The organism is Micromonospora sp. KC213, from assembly GCF_004348325.1.
Lineage (GTDB): Bacteria > Actinomycetota > Actinomycetes > Mycobacteriales > Micromonosporaceae > Micromonospora.
In genome coordinates this window covers 62,743-79,596 of record NZ_SMKF01000003.1, presented here as the reverse complement: position 1 = coordinate 79,596, position 16,854 = coordinate 62,743, and the positions used below count along the sequence as shown (strand labels likewise).

At 68.1% G+C, this 16,854-nt stretch carries 16 protein-coding genes; 7 read left to right on the top strand and 9 right to left on the bottom strand.

Annotated elements, in window-relative coordinates; translation table 11 throughout:
- The first annotated feature begins 32 nt into the window (after nucleotides 1-32).
- Complete coding sequence (locus E1166_RS01675) at nucleotides 33-1,172, top strand: ROK family transcriptional regulator (protein WP_207913912.1); 1,140 nt, start codon at nucleotides 33-35, stop codon at nucleotides 1,170-1,172.
- Between the two features lie 57 nt (nucleotides 1,173-1,229).
- Here the strand turns inward: E1166_RS01675 and E1166_RS31695 are convergent, their stop codons facing one another.
- Complete coding sequence (locus E1166_RS31695; RefSeq protein ID WP_243710077.1) at nucleotides 1,230-1,478, bottom strand: hypothetical protein; 249 nt, start codon at nucleotides 1,476-1,478, stop codon at nucleotides 1,230-1,232.
- Nucleotides 1,479-2,049: 571 nt separating this feature from the next.
- Here E1166_RS31695 and E1166_RS01665 point away from each other — a divergent pair.
- Nucleotides 2,050-2,424, top strand: a complete 375-nt coding sequence (locus E1166_RS01665; protein ID WP_207913909.1) for a hypothetical protein — start codon at nucleotides 2,050-2,052, stop codon at nucleotides 2,422-2,424.
- 56 nt (nucleotides 2,425-2,480) lie between these two features.
- On the opposite strand, the gene E1166_RS01660 is transcribed toward E1166_RS01665, so the two are convergent.
- Nucleotides 2,481-3,440, bottom strand: a complete 960-nt coding sequence (locus E1166_RS01660; protein ID WP_132335118.1) for a YafY family protein — start codon at nucleotides 3,438-3,440, stop codon at nucleotides 2,481-2,483.
- Nucleotides 3,441-3,542: 102 nt separating this feature from the next.
- On the opposite strand from E1166_RS01660, the gene E1166_RS01655 reads away from it, so the two are divergent.
- Complete coding sequence (locus E1166_RS01655; protein ID WP_132335116.1) at nucleotides 3,543-4,016, top strand: VOC family protein; 474 nt, start codon at nucleotides 3,543-3,545, stop codon at nucleotides 4,014-4,016.
- A 115-nt stretch (nucleotides 4,017-4,131) separates the two neighbouring features.
- Here the strand turns inward: E1166_RS01655 and E1166_RS01650 are convergent, their stop codons facing one another.
- The 6 genes from E1166_RS01650 to E1166_RS01625 form a co-directional block, all read right to left on the bottom strand.
- Nucleotides 4,132-4,848, bottom strand: coding sequence for an ABC transporter ATP-binding protein (locus E1166_RS01650; RefSeq protein WP_132335114.1), 717 nt, complete (start codon nucleotides 4,846-4,848; stop codon nucleotides 4,132-4,134).
- 20 nt (nucleotides 4,849-4,868) lie between these two features.
- Entirely contained in the window at nucleotides 4,869-7,658 is a 2,790-nt protein-coding gene (locus E1166_RS01645; RefSeq protein ID WP_165944208.1) for an ABC transporter permease, read from the bottom strand.
- Nucleotides 7,659-8,122: 464 nt separating this feature from the next.
- Nucleotides 8,123-8,869: a BTAD domain-containing putative transcriptional regulator gene (locus E1166_RS01640; protein ID WP_132335110.1), complete on the bottom strand. Its 747-nt coding sequence runs from the start codon at nucleotides 8,867-8,869 to the stop codon at nucleotides 8,123-8,125.
- Between the two features lie 20 nt (nucleotides 8,870-8,889).
- Nucleotides 8,890-10,632: an ABC transporter ATP-binding protein gene (locus E1166_RS01635; RefSeq protein ID WP_165944207.1), complete on the bottom strand. Its 1,743-nt coding sequence runs from the start codon at nucleotides 10,630-10,632 to the stop codon at nucleotides 8,890-8,892.
- A gap of 160 nt (nucleotides 10,633-10,792) precedes the next feature.
- Entirely contained in the window at nucleotides 10,793-11,344 is a 552-nt protein-coding gene (locus tag E1166_RS01630) for a redoxin domain-containing protein (protein ID WP_132335106.1), read from the bottom strand.
- A gap of 38 nt (nucleotides 11,345-11,382) precedes the next feature.
- Nucleotides 11,383-11,940: a MauE/DoxX family redox-associated membrane protein gene (locus tag E1166_RS01625; protein WP_132335104.1), complete on the bottom strand. Its 558-nt coding sequence runs from the start codon at nucleotides 11,938-11,940 to the stop codon at nucleotides 11,383-11,385.
- A 118-nt stretch (nucleotides 11,941-12,058) separates the two neighbouring features.
- On the opposite strand from E1166_RS01625, the gene E1166_RS01620 reads away from it, so the two are divergent.
- From E1166_RS01620 to E1166_RS31360, 3 genes are all read left to right on the top strand, one after another.
- The gene (locus tag E1166_RS01620; protein ID WP_132335102.1) at nucleotides 12,059-12,556 is read left to right on the top strand and encodes a S26 family signal peptidase; all 498 of its coding nucleotides are present in this window, start codon (nucleotides 12,059-12,061) and stop codon (nucleotides 12,554-12,556) included.
- Between the two features lie 494 nt (nucleotides 12,557-13,050).
- The gene (locus tag E1166_RS01615) at nucleotides 13,051-13,824 is read left to right on the top strand and encodes a hypothetical protein (RefSeq protein ID WP_132335100.1); all 774 of its coding nucleotides are present in this window, start codon (nucleotides 13,051-13,053) and stop codon (nucleotides 13,822-13,824) included.
- 332 nt (nucleotides 13,825-14,156) lie between these two features.
- Nucleotides 14,157-14,297, top strand: coding sequence for a hypothetical protein (locus E1166_RS31360; protein ID WP_207913906.1), 141 nt, complete (start codon nucleotides 14,157-14,159; stop codon nucleotides 14,295-14,297).
- A 186-nt stretch (nucleotides 14,298-14,483) separates the two neighbouring features.
- On the opposite strand, the gene E1166_RS01605 is transcribed toward E1166_RS31360, so the two are convergent.
- The gene (locus E1166_RS01605; RefSeq protein ID WP_132335098.1) at nucleotides 14,484-15,500 is read right to left on the bottom strand and encodes an MFS transporter; all 1,017 of its coding nucleotides are present in this window, start codon (nucleotides 15,498-15,500) and stop codon (nucleotides 14,484-14,486) included.
- A gap of 71 nt (nucleotides 15,501-15,571) precedes the next feature.
- Here E1166_RS01605 and E1166_RS01600 point away from each other — a divergent pair, with 71 nt between their 5' ends.
- Entirely contained in the window at nucleotides 15,572-16,177 is a 606-nt protein-coding gene (locus tag E1166_RS01600; protein ID WP_132335096.1) for a TetR/AcrR family transcriptional regulator, read from the top strand.
- Nucleotides 16,178-16,854: the final 677 nt, after the last annotated feature.

Below are 16,854 nucleotides of genomic sequence, written 5' to 3'. Positions count from 1 at the left end.
CCCGGTGACGGCCGCGGGGTAAGGTTCGACCGATGTCGACCGCAGTCCGCTCGCCGTGGCCGGCCCTCACCGAGGGCGCGCGCGAGGTGCTGTTGGATCTCCTCGTCCACGGTCCGATGCCGCGCGCCGAGATCGCGGCCCGCCTGCGGATGTCCCGCCCGACGCTCAGCCGCCTCACCGGAACCCTGGTCGCGGCGGGCCTGCTCGCAGAGGGGGGCACCGAGCTGCGTTCGCGAACCGGGCGTCCCTCGGAACTGCTGCACGTTAAGGGCGGGTCGCACCACTTCCTCGGAGTGAAGCTCACCGCCGACCGGCTCTACGCGGCCGTGACCGACCTGACCGGCACGCTGGTGGGTTCGGCCGAGGAGACGTTGGCGTCCACCGAGCCGGACGACGTGGTGGCGCAGGTCGCCGCCGTCGCGACCGGCGTCGACGATCTGACTGGCCCCGGCGGTCTGACCGGCTTGGGCGTGACGCTCGGTTCAGCCGTTCAGGACGGTGTCGTGCTGGACGCCGGGTTTCTGGACTGGCGGGGAGTGCCGCTCGCCTCGGCCCTGACCGCGGCCACCGGCCTACCGGCCGCCGTGGACAACGATGTGCAGGCGCTCACCCTCTGCGAGCACTGGTTCGGCGCGAGGGCCGGAGCCGACTCGATGGTGCTGATCACGGTCGGCGCGGGTGTCGGTCTCGGAATCGTCTCCGGAGGACGCCTGGTGCAGGGTGCGCACGGCCGGCCGCCCCGGTTCGGTCACCTCCTGGTCGACCCGACCGGCCCGAGGTGCGGATACGGCCACCGCGGCTGCGTCTCCAGTTTCCTCATGACCGAGATGATCATGCGTCAGCTCCCCGGGCGGTCGACCTACGAGGAGGCGGTCGAGCAGGCTCGTTCGGGGCACCCGGAGAGCGAAGCGGTATTCCAGGCCGCGGGATACGCGCTGGGAGTGCTCATCGGGCACGCGGCCAACATCCTCGACCCGGAGCGGATCCTGCTGACCGGCGAGGGCCTGCCCCTCTACGAGGTGGCCGAGGCCGCGGTAGCCCGAGGGCTCCGGAACACCTACGAGGATGATCCGGCGCTCATCGACCTGACGGCGGTCCCCTTCGGCTTCAGCGAGTGGGCCCGCTCGGCGGCCGCGCTGTCGATCCGGGCCACGGTCACCGGCACTCGCTGAGACGGCGTGCGCCGGGCCTGGTCACCCGCGCGGATGACCAGGCCCGGCGCGCTCGCGTCAGCTGGCTCGCAGGTCGTCCAGCAGGACGGATCCGCGCGTCACACCGACCCCGTCGGCCTGGTTGACGAAGATGTTGAACTGCGACAGGTTGCGCAGGTCTTCCGGGGTGATGCGCCGGTCCGCGTTCGCGGTGTCCCACGGGGCGGGCCGCCATTGCGAGAACGGGATGGTCAGCTGTACGGGCGCCGTGCCCGCCAGTGACGGGTACGCCTCGTAGGAGACGCCCCCGGCATTGAGCTGGAGCACGAGCGTCGAGGCGCTGCAACAAACGTCGGTTGTCCGCCGTCCCCGGCGTCAGGGCGGCATTGATGTCCGCGTTCATCGGCGAACCGGCGTAGCCATCGGAATCCTGCGCCGGCGATCCCATGTGATACCCGACCATCGGGATACCACCCGAACGCCACCACGCCGCCACACGGCTACCGAAGGTCGGCGAGTCACCCATGTCCAGGCTACGAATCGCCGGGTACTTCCCGGTATGACGGTAGATATAGTTGATCTCGTGATCCGGCCCGTCGATCCAGGTCGACTCCTGCTGCCCGGACAGGATGTGGTTGCCGTACTGGCTGTACAGGTAACACAACAGCTTACGGGCCGCCGTCGTCGCCTGCGGGTCCACCGGCGTTACGTTGCACGTACCGTTTCCGGCGACGGAGAGACCGGCGGGGTCGTGGGCGGCGGGTGGAGGGCGGGGTTGACACCGATGGGCTGACCGACGGTGACGAGATCGGGTCGACGCCGCCGGTGCAGGCGGTGCCGTTGAGGCTGAAGGAGGTCGGACTTCGACACCGTCGCGCTCTTCTACAACACGAAGAAGGTGGAGGAAGCCGGCGTCAAGACCGAGGATCTGCAGAACCTCACCTGGAACCCGACCGACGGCGGCACCTACGAGAAGTTGATCCCCCGCCTCACGGTGGACAAGAACGGCAAGCGCGGCGACGAGCCCGGCTTCGACAAGACCAAGGTCGCCACCTACGGCCTGGGCCTGAACAGCTCCGGCGGTGGCTTCGGCCAGACCGAGTGGAGCCAGTACACGTTCTCCACCGGATGGACGCACGGCGACAGGACGCCGTGGCGGGCGGTCCGACATCCGCTGCTGCCGACCGACGCTTCATACTGCCTTCTCTGCGGTTGTTGTGCGGGTCGTGATGCTCTGCGTTTCGTTGGCGTGGTTTGGCGGACGTTCCGGTGAGCCGCTGCCGGTCTCGGCACGGTACCGGCCAGTTTGGTGCGATCCGGCTGGCCATCTCAGGTGTCGGGGGTCACGGCGCGGGTGATCCGGGTGCCTAGCTGGCGCATGTGGTCGATCAGTTCGACTGGTTGGTGGACGGTGAAGTCGCAGCCGAGCAGGGTCAGGCGGACGGCGAGCCAGTCGATCGTGTCCTCGACGCTGTGCCACCGACAGGTTCCGTCGTCGAGGGGCTGCAGTTCGCCGGCGTAGTCGCCCAGTCGGGTGGCTGCCTGCGATGCCGGCAGGGCGAGGGTCGCCACCGCCCGGAAGACCGGTGCCAGGTCGTAGAGTCGGGTGGTGACGAATGCTGCCGCGTCGGCTGGTGGTTGGCGCGGCGGTACCCTTGTTCCGGTGCTCTGCGCTTTTTCGATGCGGTCGATGCGGAAGGTCCGCCAGTCGGCGCGTTCGTTGTCGTAGGCGAGCAGGTACCAGCGGCGGCCGACCACGACGAGCCGGTGTGGTTCGACGATCCGCCCCGTGGCGACCCCGTGGTGGTTGCGGTAGTTGAACCGGACCCGTTCGTTGGCCGAGGCCGCGGCGGCGAGGACGGTCAGCTGCGTGGCGTCGACCAGCGAGGCCGCCGCTGGCGTGGGTGGTGTGGCCGCGGTGAGGGTGCTGACGCGGCGGCCCAGCCGTGGCGGCAGTACCTGCTGCAGCTTGGCCAGAGCGCGCAGCGACGCCTCGGCGATGCCGGCGACCGGCTGCCGCGCCGCCGCGCGCAGGCCGACGGCGATGGCCACGGCCTCCTCATCGTCCAGCAGCAGCGGCGGCATCGCTTTGCCCGCCGTGAGCCGGTACCCGCCGTGGGCACCCATGGTGGCTTGGACCGGATACCCGAGCTCACGCAGCCGATCGACGTCGCGGCGCACGGTGCGTGCAGTGACCTGGAGCCGATCGGCGAGTTCACTGCCCGGCCATTCCCGTGGTGTCTGGAGCAGGGACAGCAGTCGCAGCAAGCGGCCGGAGGTGTCGTTCACCTGCTCATAGTGCCTGGTGATGTAGGACCATGACAGACCTATATCAGCTCTAACGTGGTCTCTGGTGGTGCGCGGACGTGCACCGGACCGAGGAGATGAGCGATGAAGGCTGTGCCCGACGGCTACCACACCGTGACCCCGTGGATAATCTCTGCGGGCAGTACGGCTCAGTTGATCGACTTCGTTGTGGGTGTCTTCGACGCCACCGAGCTGGCTCGGGTGGACGTTGGTGGGGTGATCGGCCATGCCGAGGTCCGCATCGGGGATTCGGTCGTGATGATGTTCGACAGGCCGCACTGGCCACGGACACCGGCCTTCCTGCGTCTGTACGTCGCCGACGACGCCGAGGTACTGCGCCGGGCCGTCGAACGTGGTGCGAGCGTCGTCACCGCGCCGACCGAGATGTTCTGGGGCGACCGGGTCAGCCGGTTCCGCGACCCGTTCGGCCACCTGTGGTGGATCCACCAGCGCGTGGCGGAACCTACCGAGGAGGAGTTGAATCAGCGGCTCCACGACCCCAAGTTCGTCAAGGCGATGGAATACGTGCAGGGCGCCACGTTCTTCCCCGATCGCTGACGTCCTCGCACCACCCTGCTGCGGCTCCGTTGCTGGCTGGCGCACAGCCATCAGGGCTCATCGCAGCCGATCGGCCGGTCGAATCATCGACCGGCCCAGTTGCTTCCCGGGGATCTCATCCGTCCAGGCTGGTGAGGCATCCGTCCCGCATCTGGACAACCCGGTCGCAGCGTGCGGCGATGCCGGTGTCATGGGTGGCCATGATGAGGGTCGTAGCGTGCTCGTCGCGCAGACGCAGCAGCAGGTCGACGATGGCGGTGCCGGTCTGACTGTCGAGATTGCCGGTGGGTTCGTCGGCCAGCAACACGGCAGGTCGGTTGATGAGCGCGCGGGCGATGGCCACCCGCTGTTGCTGCCCACCGGAGAGCCGCGACGGCAGGGCGGCGGACCGATCAGCGAGCCCGACCATCGCCAGCAGCTCACGTGCCCGGGCGGCCTTGTCGAAAACGGTGCGGAACGGAATCAGTGGTGCCATGACGTTGTCCAGAGCGGTGAGCGTGGGCAGCAGGTGGAACCGTTGGAACACGAAGCCGATCCGTCGCCGGTACGCGGCCAACGCTGAGCCGGACAAGCCAGTCACCCGTTGCCCGTCGACGTCGATGGTGCCCCCGTCGCTCCGTTCGACGGCACCGATCAGGTGCAGCAGCGTGGACTTGCCGGAGCCGCTCGGCCCGGTCAACGCGACCGCGGTGCCGGCGGCGACCGAGAGACTGACATCGTTGACCGCCACCAGCGGTGCGCCGCCGGGCAGCGGGAAAGTCTTCCGCACATCCGTGAGACACACCAGCGGCACGCTGACCTCGGTCAGCGCCTTAGCTGACGTCCGTTGCATCGGATCTACTCCTTTGCCGCTCATCCCTCGGCGAGCAGTTGGGCAGTGGGCAGTCGGCGGAGCATCGCGATCGGCACCACCACCGACAGGGCGGTGACGGCAACGCCGGACGCCAGAGCGGCCACGGAACACCAGACGATCGGAGCGGTGATGCCCCCGGCGAAGGCCGCTGCCGCGCCGAGGCCGGCAGCGGCGCCGAGCGTGCCGCCGATCACCCCCATGCCGATGGCCTCGATGACGACCAGCCGGTTCAGCATGGCACCGGTCCAGCCGACGGCGCCGAACAGCGCGAACTCGGCGGCGCGCTCGGAGATGTTGAGATAGAGCACATCAGCGACGGAGACGATGCCCAGCACGATGGTGACCGCGACGGCGACGTAGTCGACGGTGCGGGCCTGGAGGGTGACGGCATCGCCGAGCAGGGTGCCGGTGACCGTGCCGCGGAAAGCGAACGTGATCGCCAGCAACATGGTCAGCGCGGCGACCCCGATCATCAGACTCATCGCGCCGAGCGCGGTACGACCGGGTGTGCGGGCAAGGTTCGCCAGGGCGAGGGTCGACAGCCGGCGCGGGGTCTGCCGGCGTACGGCGACACCCAGCACGGCGGGACGGATGACCTCACCGGGATCAGGCCGGGCGGCCCGCCAGGCCGGCCAGCCACCGGCGAGCAGGGCGAGTGCCACCGCCGCGGGAATGGCGAGCAGTGTGTGACTCCACGGGATGTCCAGCCCGAAGGCGAAGGCGAACCCGAGCGCGAGCGCGGTGCCCACGAGGCCGGCGACGAGGCCGATGCCGGCGATCTCGGTGAACATCAGTTGGAGGAGGTGTCGCCGGTTCCATCCGAGGCAGGCGAGGATGCCGTACTCGGTGCGTCTGGCGCGGATGGCGGCGGTGTTGGCGTTGAGTACCGCCAGCGCGCACACCGCGAGTACCAGTACGGACAGCAGCACGCTCTTGCGGTCGGCCGCGTGGACCAGCACGGCCGCGACGCCCTTTTGCACCCATGGTTCGGCCACGGCGAGGTCCGGCCGTCCGTAGTTGCCCGCTGGGTAGTGCACCGTCATCGCGGTGGGCGAGGATCCCAGCGTGATGTCGACCTGCAGTCCGGTGCGTCGCGCGATCTCCTCCGCGATGACCCGTACCCGCTCGCGGGAGACCGGGTCGATGCCTACCTCTCCGGCCAGCCGGACCCGTACCACGCTGATCGGCGCGGCGGTGTTGAGCTGGTATTCGGGGTAGGCGGGTTCGGTGCTGTAGGCACCGGGGTCGAAGATGGCCGGCAGGGCCGCCATGGTGGTGAGCATCAGCGGTGGTTGGCTCAGCAGGCCGGTGACGTTCGCGTTCGGGACCAGTCGCTCGCCGCCCAACGCCTGCCGTGACGCCTCGTCCGCGCCATCGGCGCCCGGGTTGAAGTACGTGTCCATGGGCACCGCCGACAACGCGCTGCCCAGCGAGATCTTGGCCGGGTCGAAGGTGCCCACCGCGCCCATCGCGGTATCGGGCATGTTGACGCCCCCGGCCTGGGGGTCGTACCCCCGGGCCGTGTTGCGATGGATGGCGACGCCACCACGCACGCCGGTGTCGGCGAACTCCATCGGAACGTGACGCGAGGACCCGCCGTCGTCGGCACCCTTGCCCCAGATCTTCAAGTCGTACGGCGCCGGTTGGGCACTGAGGCCGTCCTCGGCCTGCACCGTATTCGCCGGTCCGACGGTCCAGAACGAGTGCAGCCACATGGTGTTGGCCGTCGCCACGTCGTATTCGATGGCCAATTGTCCGGGGCGCAGCATCCGGTCGACCATGGTCCGGTAGGGTTCGTCGATCGACATGGTTCTTTGTGCGACCGGCGTGCCGGACTCGTTGCCCAGGGCCGCGCGTAGACGCTGGTCGTCCGAGCCGGAGCGAACCAGTTGCGTCGCGCCCGGGTTCAGCCGCTGCACGTCGATCCTGAGCGCCCCTTCGATCTGGGGCCGGTCCGCGATCAGAATCGGCAGCTTGGAGTAGGGATACCGCATTCCGTCCAGGCGATGCGACGTCGGCTTCTCGGCGGAGGTGAAGTACCGGCCGGTGGTGACCGCTCGGTCCAGGCCCGCCAACGCCGCCTCGGAGTCCGGGTCGACCGCGGCCATCAGGAACGGGACCGTCCACACCAGCGTGACGACCGGGCGCATCGCCTTCCCCTCCCGATCCTTCGATCCCGCGCGGCCGACACACGTCAACGACGAACGGGCTCGTAGATCCGTCGGTTGGAGCCAGTCCCCCTCGCCGACAGACGACGCCGCCGGGCATATCTTCACCCGCTGACCGTCGGCATCGACCTCCTCTGGCGGCGGCAGCCCACCGCCGCTTTCCAGTTCGCTGTTCGGCACCACATCCAGCCGGTTGCGCGTCACGTACAGGTATGCCGGCCCGTCCGGGATCTGGCTCAACCCCGCATCCGTCACCCATGTCGGCTGCACCCGCAGTACCTGCCGCTCCGCGGTCGGGTCCAGCTGATCCGACAGATCGACCGTCACGGGCACGGTCCGCATCACGTACCCGATCATGGCAACCGGAGCCGCGACGGACACGCCCCGCACCGCCTGGATTTGCCGCCACTGGTCAACGGTGATTCCGCCGCGCATCCCCGCCAACTGACCCGACTGGACCAGATTGCGCTGCTGCTCCAGCGGCAGCACCGCGTTCCTGGGCCGCACCAGGAGGTCGTACACGGGACGGTAGTTGGCGGCCACGGTGCCCACAGTGTCCAAACGGGAGGTCACCGCGGCCCCGGTGAGCAGAGTAAATCCCGCCACCGCGACAGCGATCATCGACAACAAGGCCAATGACCGACGCAGCCGAACACGCCACTGCGACACGGCCATCTCCAGCACTACATCACCATCCGGCCGCGCCCGGGGTCATAGGTGCCTCCCACGATGGTGCCGCCGGCCGGACAGCGAGTGTCCGGCCGGCGGCAGCGGATCGACGATCAGCAGCAGCCCGGGGAGCTGCTGACGTATGGCGCATCGCAGTAATCCGCGGTGTTGGCGTAACAGCGAACCTGCGATCCAGCCACCCTATTGTAGTAGTAGTAGCAGTAGGGACCTCCGCACCCAACGCGGATGCGTTGACAGATGTTGCACGCGGATGCCTTGGCCTTGGGCAGCAGCGCGGCCAGCAGCTTGTCGCCCAGCCTATTGATGATCACCATCCGGTCCTTCTCCTTCGTCGGTCCGACGGTTACCGGCAGGGCCACCATGTCATCGACCGCTTACGATCGACTAACGATGCGCTAACGCTCGATGCCCGCCCGAATCATGCTGACGAGCCGGCCGATTCGCTGACCAGGTGCGACCCCGAGGTCGGCAGCCAGGACGTGGCACAGCTGGTCATGAGCGGCCAGCGCGGACGCGATGTCGCCACGCCTCATGTGCGCTTCTATGAGATGTTCCCAGGCCCGCTCCCGGTAGGGCCACTGGCGTACGAGGGGTTCCATCGCGTCGATGACGCTGTTGTGGTCGCCCAGCACGAGCTGTGCCTCAGCGAGATCCTCCATCGCCCGCCACCTCCGCTCGTCCAGCGATGCCGCCACGGCCGCCACCCCGGCGGACCCGACGTCGAGGCACGCACTGCCCCGCCACAGCCGCAGCGCCGCGGACAGCGACGCGACGCGCTGCTCGGCTCCTTCCGGAAGGCGGACGTCGGCTCCGCGCCGCGTCAACTCGTCGAAGCGTGCCAGGTCGGTCGACGTACGGTGAGCGCACAACACGTAGCCCGGTGGACGGGTCTGCAACACGTTCACGGCTTCCGGGCCACCGAGCCGCACCAGGCTCTGCCGCAGTGCGGAGACGTGGCCCTGCAGCTTCGTCGTGGCCGTCACCGGTGGGTGATCGTCCCAGATCACCTGGACGAGACGGCTGACGCCGACCACCGTACCCAGGTTGAGGGCGAGCGTCGCCAGCAGCGCCCGCTTTCCCGAGCCACCGATGGCCATCGGCTGGCCGCCGACAGTCGCCTCGAGCGGACCCAGCAGTGACATCCGGAGCAACGTATGAGCGTTCACGTCACCGCCCGCGTCGAAAGTGCGTCGTCGTAGCCGGACGCCTGGAGACGGAACAACTCGGCGTAGCGCCCTCCCAACACCATCAGCTCGTCGTGACTGCCCTGTTCGAGAATGCGGCCACCGGACAGCACAGCGATGCTGGCGGCCTCCCGGACGGTGTTGAGGCGGTGAGAGATCAGCAGACTGGTGTGTGTGCGGCGCAACGCCATCAGCCGTCGGTTGATCTCATGCTCGGTCGCCACGTCGAGCCCCGACGACGGCTCGTCGAGGATCAGCACATCAGCGCCTTCCCTCAGCGCGGCTCGGGCGAGCGCCAGCCGCTGCCACTGTCCACCCGACAGCACGACACCGACCCCGGCCGAGTCCCCGTCGCTGAACGCGCGCGTCAGCATGGTGTCGTACCCGTTGGGAAGGTTTCCGAGTACGGAGTCCATGCCAGCCGTGGCGGCTGCCGCACGCACCCGCGCACGGTCGTCGAGCGCGCTGATGTCACCGACGGCGATATTGTCATGGGCGGAGAACTCGTACGTCATGAAGTCCTGGAACGTCGCCCCGATCCGCGCACGCAGGGACGCCGGGTCGACAGTGGAGATGTCGACGCCATCCCAACGGATGACGCCTCGGGTCGGAGCGTGAAACCCACAGAGCAGCTTGACGACCGTGGATTTACCAGCACCGTTGTCACCGACCAGCGCCAGTGACGAGCCGCGCGGGATCCGCAGCGTCAGACCGCGCAACACCCACTCGTGGTCGGGAGCGTACCGAAACCACACGTCGTCGAACTCCAAGCCGCGCTCCAGCGGCGGCACGGCGGGCAGCGGCTTGGACCGCGGCCCCTCGCGGGTCACCGCGGTGATGTCGACGTAGTGACCGAACATGATGAACGTCTCGCCGAGCATCGCTATCTGGCGGACCAGTCCCGACGCGGACATCTGCAACGCGGCCAGTGCCGCGAGCACGAGTACCAGGTCGCCGACGGTGCCTCGGCCGTCCGCCACCCGCGCGACGAAGACAGCCAACGCGACCAGCGACACGACGCCGGTCAAGGTCGCCAGAGCGCTGTCGACCCACAGCGCCAGACGGTCCTGGTGCCGCTCCTGCGCCTGGGCAGCGCGCAGCTCGCGCAGGAGACGACCCTGGAAGAACGCGCCGAGACCGAACAGCCTGATCTCCTTCGCGGCGCGCATGTCGAGCAGGAGCGAGGCGTAGAAGGTCTGCCTGCGAAACATCGGCACGGTGCGTTCCAGCATCGCCCCACGCATCCGGGCCAGACGGATCTGGGCGATGAGCGTGGGCACAGCGGCCAGCAGGACCAGTGCGCCTGCCAGGGGAGACCATCGCACCAGCGTGACGCCGAACGCCACCACGGTGATCGTCTCCTGCCCGATCGCCAGGACCATGGTGTTGAGCTGGGTCGGCGCGTAGCGGCTCGCCTCGTGCGCGAGCCGGAGCCGATCATGGAAAGAGCTGTCTTCCAACTCAGCCAGACCGGGATGCGCCGACACCGCGGCGAACAACTCCTGTTGCGTGCGGATCGTCACGCGGCGTTCCGCATCCCGCTGGGCGTACTGTGAAACGTGCAGGACGACGGGTGACACGACGGCCAGGACGCCGAAGCCGGCGACACCAGCCCAGATCGTCGATCCGTCATTGGCGGTGAGGCCGTCGATGATCGCCCGGGTGAACCATGCCGTACCTACCGCGGCCAGGCCACCCACCACCATGAGCACGATGCTCACGGCTGCAGCCCAGGGCGCGGCGCCGAAGTAGATGCCGAACGCGCGCCGCATTAACGATGCCGACCGCCTCATCGGAGCATTTCAACCTCTCTTGCGCGCCGTCGTGGCCACAGCTCAGATGCGGAGCACAAGCACAGCGGGGGTTCAGGTTGAAAAGGGCTCATTGGCTGCTGAGTACCTCCGTCAGCTCGTGGCCGCGGGCCAGCAACCGCCCCTCGTCGCCGAACATCAGGAACGCCGGGGTGCCCTGCACCTGGAAGGTCGTCATCACCGCGCTCGAGTCGCCTGCCGTGACGAGCTGACCGGCCTTCCGCAACGTCGGGGCCAGTTCATCGCTCATGTTCTCGCCCACGGTGAGGAAGCTGACCACCCGCACACCCCCGCCCCCGATCTCCTCCGCGCGCTCAGCCAACGCCTCAGCCTGGGCCGGGCAGTGTCGGCAACCCGCCGAGAAGAAACCGATCAGAACCGGGCCGCCGGCGATGTCGGCGCTGGAAACCTGGCCGTCGGGCGACACGAACTCCGGCATCGCGCTGCCGAGCGGCAGCCCCGACGCGGGTGGCGTCGTCATCTCGATGAGCTTCGTCTCCGTTTCACGCAACCGCCTGATGATCGCGGCACTCAACGCTAGATCGACGAAGACGAGTACCGCCAGAATGGCGACAGCGACGGAGAGAAATAGCACATTGTCTCCTTGGGTTGAGTGCGCCAACCTGGTGCACCAGGGTGCGTATTCGGTTGTATGGAAAGTCAGCGCGGGTGGGCCGCTCCACGCAGGAGCCAGGTCAGATCGTCCAGCCAGACCAACGCCGTGACCACCATGCCCGCGGCGAAAATGGACAACAGAATTTGCGACGGGTCGAGGCTGGCCAGCGCCACCGTGGGCAAGGCGAACGTGCCGAGAAACGCGCCGAACGAGGCGACTGCGAGGAACCCGCTGCGCACGACGTGCCGCCAGGCAACGGGTGCGCTCGTCGGCCCGAAGCAGTGGCACCCGGTCGTGGAACCCCGCCGAACGGCCCGTGCGAGCACCACGGCGAACGCGCCAAAGAGCAGGACCGCCGCCCCGAGACCCGCCGGCGCGCCACCTGGCCAGACAACCAGAACCAGCACCACCGTCTCGGCCGCGATCGATGCGACTGCCACGGGGCGGGACCAGCGTGGAGCGGTCACCTGTAGGCCGGTAACGGCGTCGGCGAACGCGTGGAAACTGGCGCGGGTGCGCACCTTGCTGACTATGGATATCGCAAGAACGCCAGATACCGCCAATATTGCCGCGACAACAGCAACGCCCACGACGTCCCCCATGTCCCCGTGTCCTGCGTGTCACGAGCCAATCGATGCGCACGCAACTAGCTAGGTTCCTGGACCGTACCCTTGCCATCCAACTGCGTCAACGGTTTGATTTACGGGCACATAGACATGCATGACCGGGGGGCGCATGATCGACAAGTCACCACTCCCGCTCGCCACCATGATCGGACTCGCGCTTACGGCATCGATTCTGGGTGGTGTCGTAGCGACACGTCGCCGCCTCATGGTCATCGATGTGCTGGGTGACAGCATGGCTCCCAGCCTCATCCACGGGGACCGTCTCCTGATTCGGCGAACACATCGGCTACGGGTGGGCAACATCGTGGTCGCGCACCACCAGGAGGGTGGGCGCCGGACCGCCACAGATGGGTCTCTGGCATCCACGTGGCTCGTCAAGCGACTGGCCGCCCTACCCGGCGACGCTGTCCCGGAATCGGTTGCTCCAGCCGTTGGCGGTCACTCGCGGCAGGTGCCCGCCGGCATGGCCGTGCTACTCGGCGAGCACCCGGCTAGCGTCGACTCCCGCCTATGGGGCTTCGTACCGCTGGATGACATCGAGGGCGTGGTCGTCAGGCGGCTGAGGTCCAATACCGCAGACCCTGGTAGATAAGGGCTTCGGATGTGTCGGTGGCGGTCGATCCAGGAGAGACGTACGCTCGAGCACCCAACGGCGGTACAGCACGACGAAGGTCGTCTACCCGGCCACCTTGGCGACCATGGACGACCTAAACACGCAGATGATCGTCGATGTTGCTGGAACGGGTAAGGGTGTGCTGGAATGGCTCACATCACCGCAGCACGGGCAACCGCGCTGGGAACGGTGAGCACGAAAGCATCGCCGGTCGGCAACGCGCCGCTCCGGCAGACGCGCGCCGCATGGCCGGGCCATCTCCACGACGACGGGCAGGTGTCCCGCCGTACGTGTCCCCCACAACGTACTCCCGCGACAACCGAGACGTTCGACCTCTGACACGCCGGAGGCGCCCGATGCGCCATGTCGACACACGCACACCGGCGACGAGGTGAGCACCGATCCTGATGGCCCGGAGAATTCCTTCTGGCCCCTGCCCGCGTGGTGGGGACCAAACGTCATGGAGGATGACCATGCGCAGTTTCCTCGCGGTGTTCACCGCCGCTCTGATCCTCGGCACCGCAGCCGGCAGCGTCCCGGCCGGTGCGTCGGGTGCCTCGCAGCGCTCGTGCACCCGTGGCATGCTCTTCTGCGAAGACTTCGAGCGGCTGCCTCGTGGCGGTCCCAGTACGTTGAACTGGGGTGTCGACACGCGCAACGGCACCCTCACCGTCGAGCGTGCCCGTCACGGCAACCAGGTGCTGCACATCCACACCGTCGACAATGGCCGCGCCTTCCTGCGCGTCGACGACTTCGCCGCGCCGGGCAACCTTTTCTACGGTCGGATGCGTCTGCGCGTCGACGCCTTCCCAACCGCCCCCGACTGGGCGCACTTCACGCTGGTGGAGGCGACCGGCACCGGCAGTTCGGAGGTTGTCCGTCCGGTCGGCGGCCAGTACGCGCCCACGGTCCCGGGAATCTTCTGGGGTGTGGGTGCCGACGGTGGACCGACCGGCGACTGGACCAACTGGCGTGAGTCCGCTCCGGTCACCGAGGACACCTGGCAGTGCTTCGAGTGGAAACTCGACCCGGCGGACAACCGCGTGGCAGTGTGGATCGACGGCGTGGCGAACCCGGAACTGACCGCCTCCACGACCGAACACGGCGGCAACGATGTTCCCTTCATTCTGCCTGCGGTCAACACAGTGAAGATCGGCTGGCAGCTCTACCAGGGCGGCACCACGCCGGGCGAGTTCGACCTCTGGATCGACGACATCGCTCTGTCCACCAAGCGACTCGGCTGCTGACGTCGTTCGTCACGTTCCATCGCGCACGCCCACCAGGCACGCACTGTCCGGTACGCGGTCCGACGCCGTGCACCTCGATGCCGCGCTGCCCACCAGTGAAGGCGAATCGCAGCGGGACAGGTTCGCCTCGCCGCGATTCGCCTCCTGGTGGTTCCCCGCCAGTTTGGGGGCGGGCCGGGGATCGGCGCCCGGGTTGCCCTGCTTGCAGCTGTGGCGGTCGGCCGGTGAGTACACCATGTTCGAGCGTCCCGGATGAGAAAGCCGTGCTCTGCACCAGGCGCGCATGAATGTTCGCGCCGAAGTCGCGGTGCTTTCCGGAATACCCGGCGTCGATGACCTCTCCTTTGACGCTGAGCGTGGTCTCGGTCAGCAGGTCACAGTCGAGGCTTCCCGTCCAGGATGACGTGGAACCAGCCGTCGTCGGCCACCCGTCGCGCGGTGGTGTGCAGAAGACCAGCACCATCAATGCCTAGCCGAAGCAGGTCAACGCGCGCGTACCGGTGTCCCGGCTCGCTCACCGCGGTCGACACGTGCGGGACTTCCGCCCGCGTTCCTGCAAATGCGAAGGTGGCTGCCGTGCCGCCGCTGTACCGGCGGCGGCACGCCAGTCGGCGCCGTTGTGGCTGCGCGTCCCCGGTGGGCCCCTGAGAAGGGCTTCGTCAGCGAAGGGCGTCGTTGGTGCGGGCAGTCCAGATCGTCAGGGCGGCGAGCAGGGCGCAGGCGCCGCCGAGCCACAGCACGCCCTGGAGGGTGAGCGTGTCGACGATGACGCCGCCGACCAGCGCGCCGAGGCCGATGGACAGGTTGAACACCGCCACCCACAGCGAGGAAGCCGCTTCCACCGCCCTCGGGGCGGCCTTGATCATCCAGGTCTGGAGGCCCACGGACACACCGCCGTAGGACAGACCCCAGACGATCAGCAGGATGACGCCGCCGACCGCGGTTTGGCCCAGCAGCAGGAAGAGCGGCATCGCGACCGCGAGGGCCACGGAGATGATGAGCACGCTCCGGTGCATCCGGCGGGAGAGTGCCGAGCCGGCGACGAAGTTGCCGATCATGCCGGCCGCGCCGAACCCGAACAGCAGCGGACCGACGTAGCGCTCGTCGATCCCCGACAGCTTCTGCAGTGCCGGGCTCACGAACGTGTAGGCGGCGAAGTGCCCGAACACGATCAGCACCGTCGCGATGATGCCGACGCGCACACCCGGATTGCCGAACTGCTCCATCAGCAGCTTCGGCCGGATGGCCTGCGAAGCGGCCAGTCCCGGCAGCACCACCAGCAGGGCGATGAGGGTGACAAGCGCCAGGGCGCCCAGCGAGGAGAAGGCGATGCGCCAGCCGGTGAGGTCACCGACCAGGGTGCCGAGCGGGACGCCGAACACGTTCGCGGCTCCGACGCCGCCAAAAATGACCGCGGTGGCTCGCGGCACGTCCGCAGGGGCGACGAGCCGGACGGCCAGGCCGCTGGCGACGGCCCAGAAGCCGCCGATCGCGATACCGACCAGCACCCGGGAGCCCACCAGGACGGCGAAGTTCGGTGCCAGGGCCGAGGCCAGGTTGGAGACGGTCATCAGTGCCATCAGTCCGAGCAGCAGGATGCGCCGGTCCATCGCCCCGACGAGCATCGGAACGAGCGGTGCCGCGAACGCGGCGACGATGCTGGGCACTGTCACCATCGAGCGATCGCTCCCGTATTGGCGACACTAGTATGGGAGCGATCGCTCCACAAGTTGGGTAAGGTGAACACATGGCACGCCCCCGACAGTTCGACGAGAAGAACGCGGTCACGTCGGCGACCGAGCTGTTCTGGCGACGCGGTTACCACGCCACCTCGGTCCGCGACCTGGGAGACGAGCTGAAGCTGACACCTAGCAGCCTGTACCGAACGTTCACGGACAAGCACACGCTGTTCCTGCGCGCGCTCGACCACTACCGGGCCACCGAGTCGGCTCAGGCCCGGCAGCGGCTGGACGCGGCGGACCGTCCCGTTCGGGAGGTGCTGCGGGAATGGATGCTGTGGCTGGTCACCTGCCCGGCCGACGGCATGTCCGGCCGCGGGTGCTTCGTGGTCAACACCGCCACCGAGCTCGGCACCGCCGACGAAAAGGTCCGCCAGCGGACCGAGGCTGCCTTCGAGGTCACCCGGCAGGCCCTGCGGTCCGTGCTGGCCAAGGGCCGTGACCGTGGCGAACTGTCCACCGATCTCGACATCGACGACGCCGTTGAGCTGCTGTTCACCACGGTGCTCGGACTGCGGGTGCGGGAACGCGTCGGCCACGACATCGAGCCTCTGACCACCGCGATCGATCTCGCGATCCGTGTCCTGGGGCCCGCGCCCACGGAACCTGCCTGACGGCACCGGATGCGCTAGGTTGTGTTGCTTCGATCTTGCGGATGCCGGTGCTGTCGTTGGGGTGCACACCGTCGACGGTGTCCCGAGCGGTGTTGAATCCGGTGTACTGGTCGACCAGGACTCGACGCGACCGTCACGCAGAGACAACGGGGATGAAGGCGTGTTTCTCCGGCTCAGCCGCACATCACCAGCGGGGTCCTGCGAGGTGTCGACCGTGGCCACCGTGGAAAAGCTGATCACGACGAGCGTCGGCTCTGTCGATCCGACAACCTTCGGCCCGACGGAGAGAGCCCGGTAGCATCTCGACGTACTTCGATATGCTAGGCGGCCTCCACGTTAGGTGCAAGCTGAAATTAACTACGGCCGTGTCGCCCTGCGGTGCTGGCGGAACGCGCCGAGTCCAGGTGCAGGTGTTCTTCGTGGTCTCCGGTGGACCTCGACGGACCCGCAGTACCGGACCGCCTTCTACGACCCGTGTGCCGCAGCATCTTCCTGAGCCTGCTGGTCCGTGACAACTATCTCGCCCGTGTCAGCCCGTTCGGGACACGGCGGCCCGGGCGCGGCCGGCGAAGCCACCCGACCGCTGCGGATGCTACTGCCGGTGAGCTGCCCGACCAGGGCATGTCCCGGCAGCAACTTTCGTCGCTTCGGAGGTCAGCGACCCGGCTGTGGCTGGC

What these genes read in the sequence shown, in the direction of transcription:
- E1166_RS01640 (WP_132335110.1), bottom strand. Translation starts at nt 8,869, where the DNA reads ATGTCACTGCTGGGTCCGCTCGAGGCGACTGTCGGCGGCCAGCCGATG.
- E1166_RS31360 (WP_207913906.1), top strand. Translation starts at nt 14,157, where the DNA reads ATGACCTCTCCTTTGACGCTGAGCGTGGTCTCGGTCAGCAGGTCACAG.
- E1166_RS01645 (WP_165944208.1), bottom strand. Translation starts at nt 7,658, where the DNA reads ATGATCGCTGTCGCGGTGGCGGGATTTACTCTGCTCACCGGGGCCGCG.
- E1166_RS01605 (WP_132335098.1), bottom strand. Translation starts at nt 15,500, where the DNA reads ATGGTGACAGTGCCCAGCATCGTCGCCGCGTTCGCGGCACCGCTCGTT.
- E1166_RS01655 (WP_132335116.1), top strand. Translation starts at nt 3,543, where the DNA reads ATGAAGGCTGTGCCCGACGGCTACCACACCGTGACCCCGTGGATAATC.
- E1166_RS01675 (WP_207913912.1), top strand. Translation starts at nt 33, where the DNA reads ATGTCGACCGCAGTCCGCTCGCCGTGGCCGGCCCTCACCGAGGGCGCG.
- E1166_RS01625 (WP_132335104.1), bottom strand. Translation starts at nt 11,940, where the DNA reads ATGGGGGACGTCGTGGGCGTTGCTGTTGTCGCGGCAATATTGGCGGTA.
- E1166_RS01615 (WP_132335100.1), top strand. Translation starts at nt 13,051, where the DNA reads ATGCGCAGTTTCCTCGCGGTGTTCACCGCCGCTCTGATCCTCGGCACC.
- E1166_RS01620 (WP_132335102.1), top strand. Translation starts at nt 12,059, where the DNA reads ATGACCGGGGGGCGCATGATCGACAAGTCACCACTCCCGCTCGCCACC.
- E1166_RS01650 (WP_132335114.1), bottom strand. Translation starts at nt 4,848, where the DNA reads ATGCAACGGACGTCAGCTAAGGCGCTGACCGAGGTCAGCGTGCCGCTG.
- E1166_RS01600 (WP_132335096.1), top strand. Translation starts at nt 15,572, where the DNA reads ATGGCACGCCCCCGACAGTTCGACGAGAAGAACGCGGTCACGTCGGCG.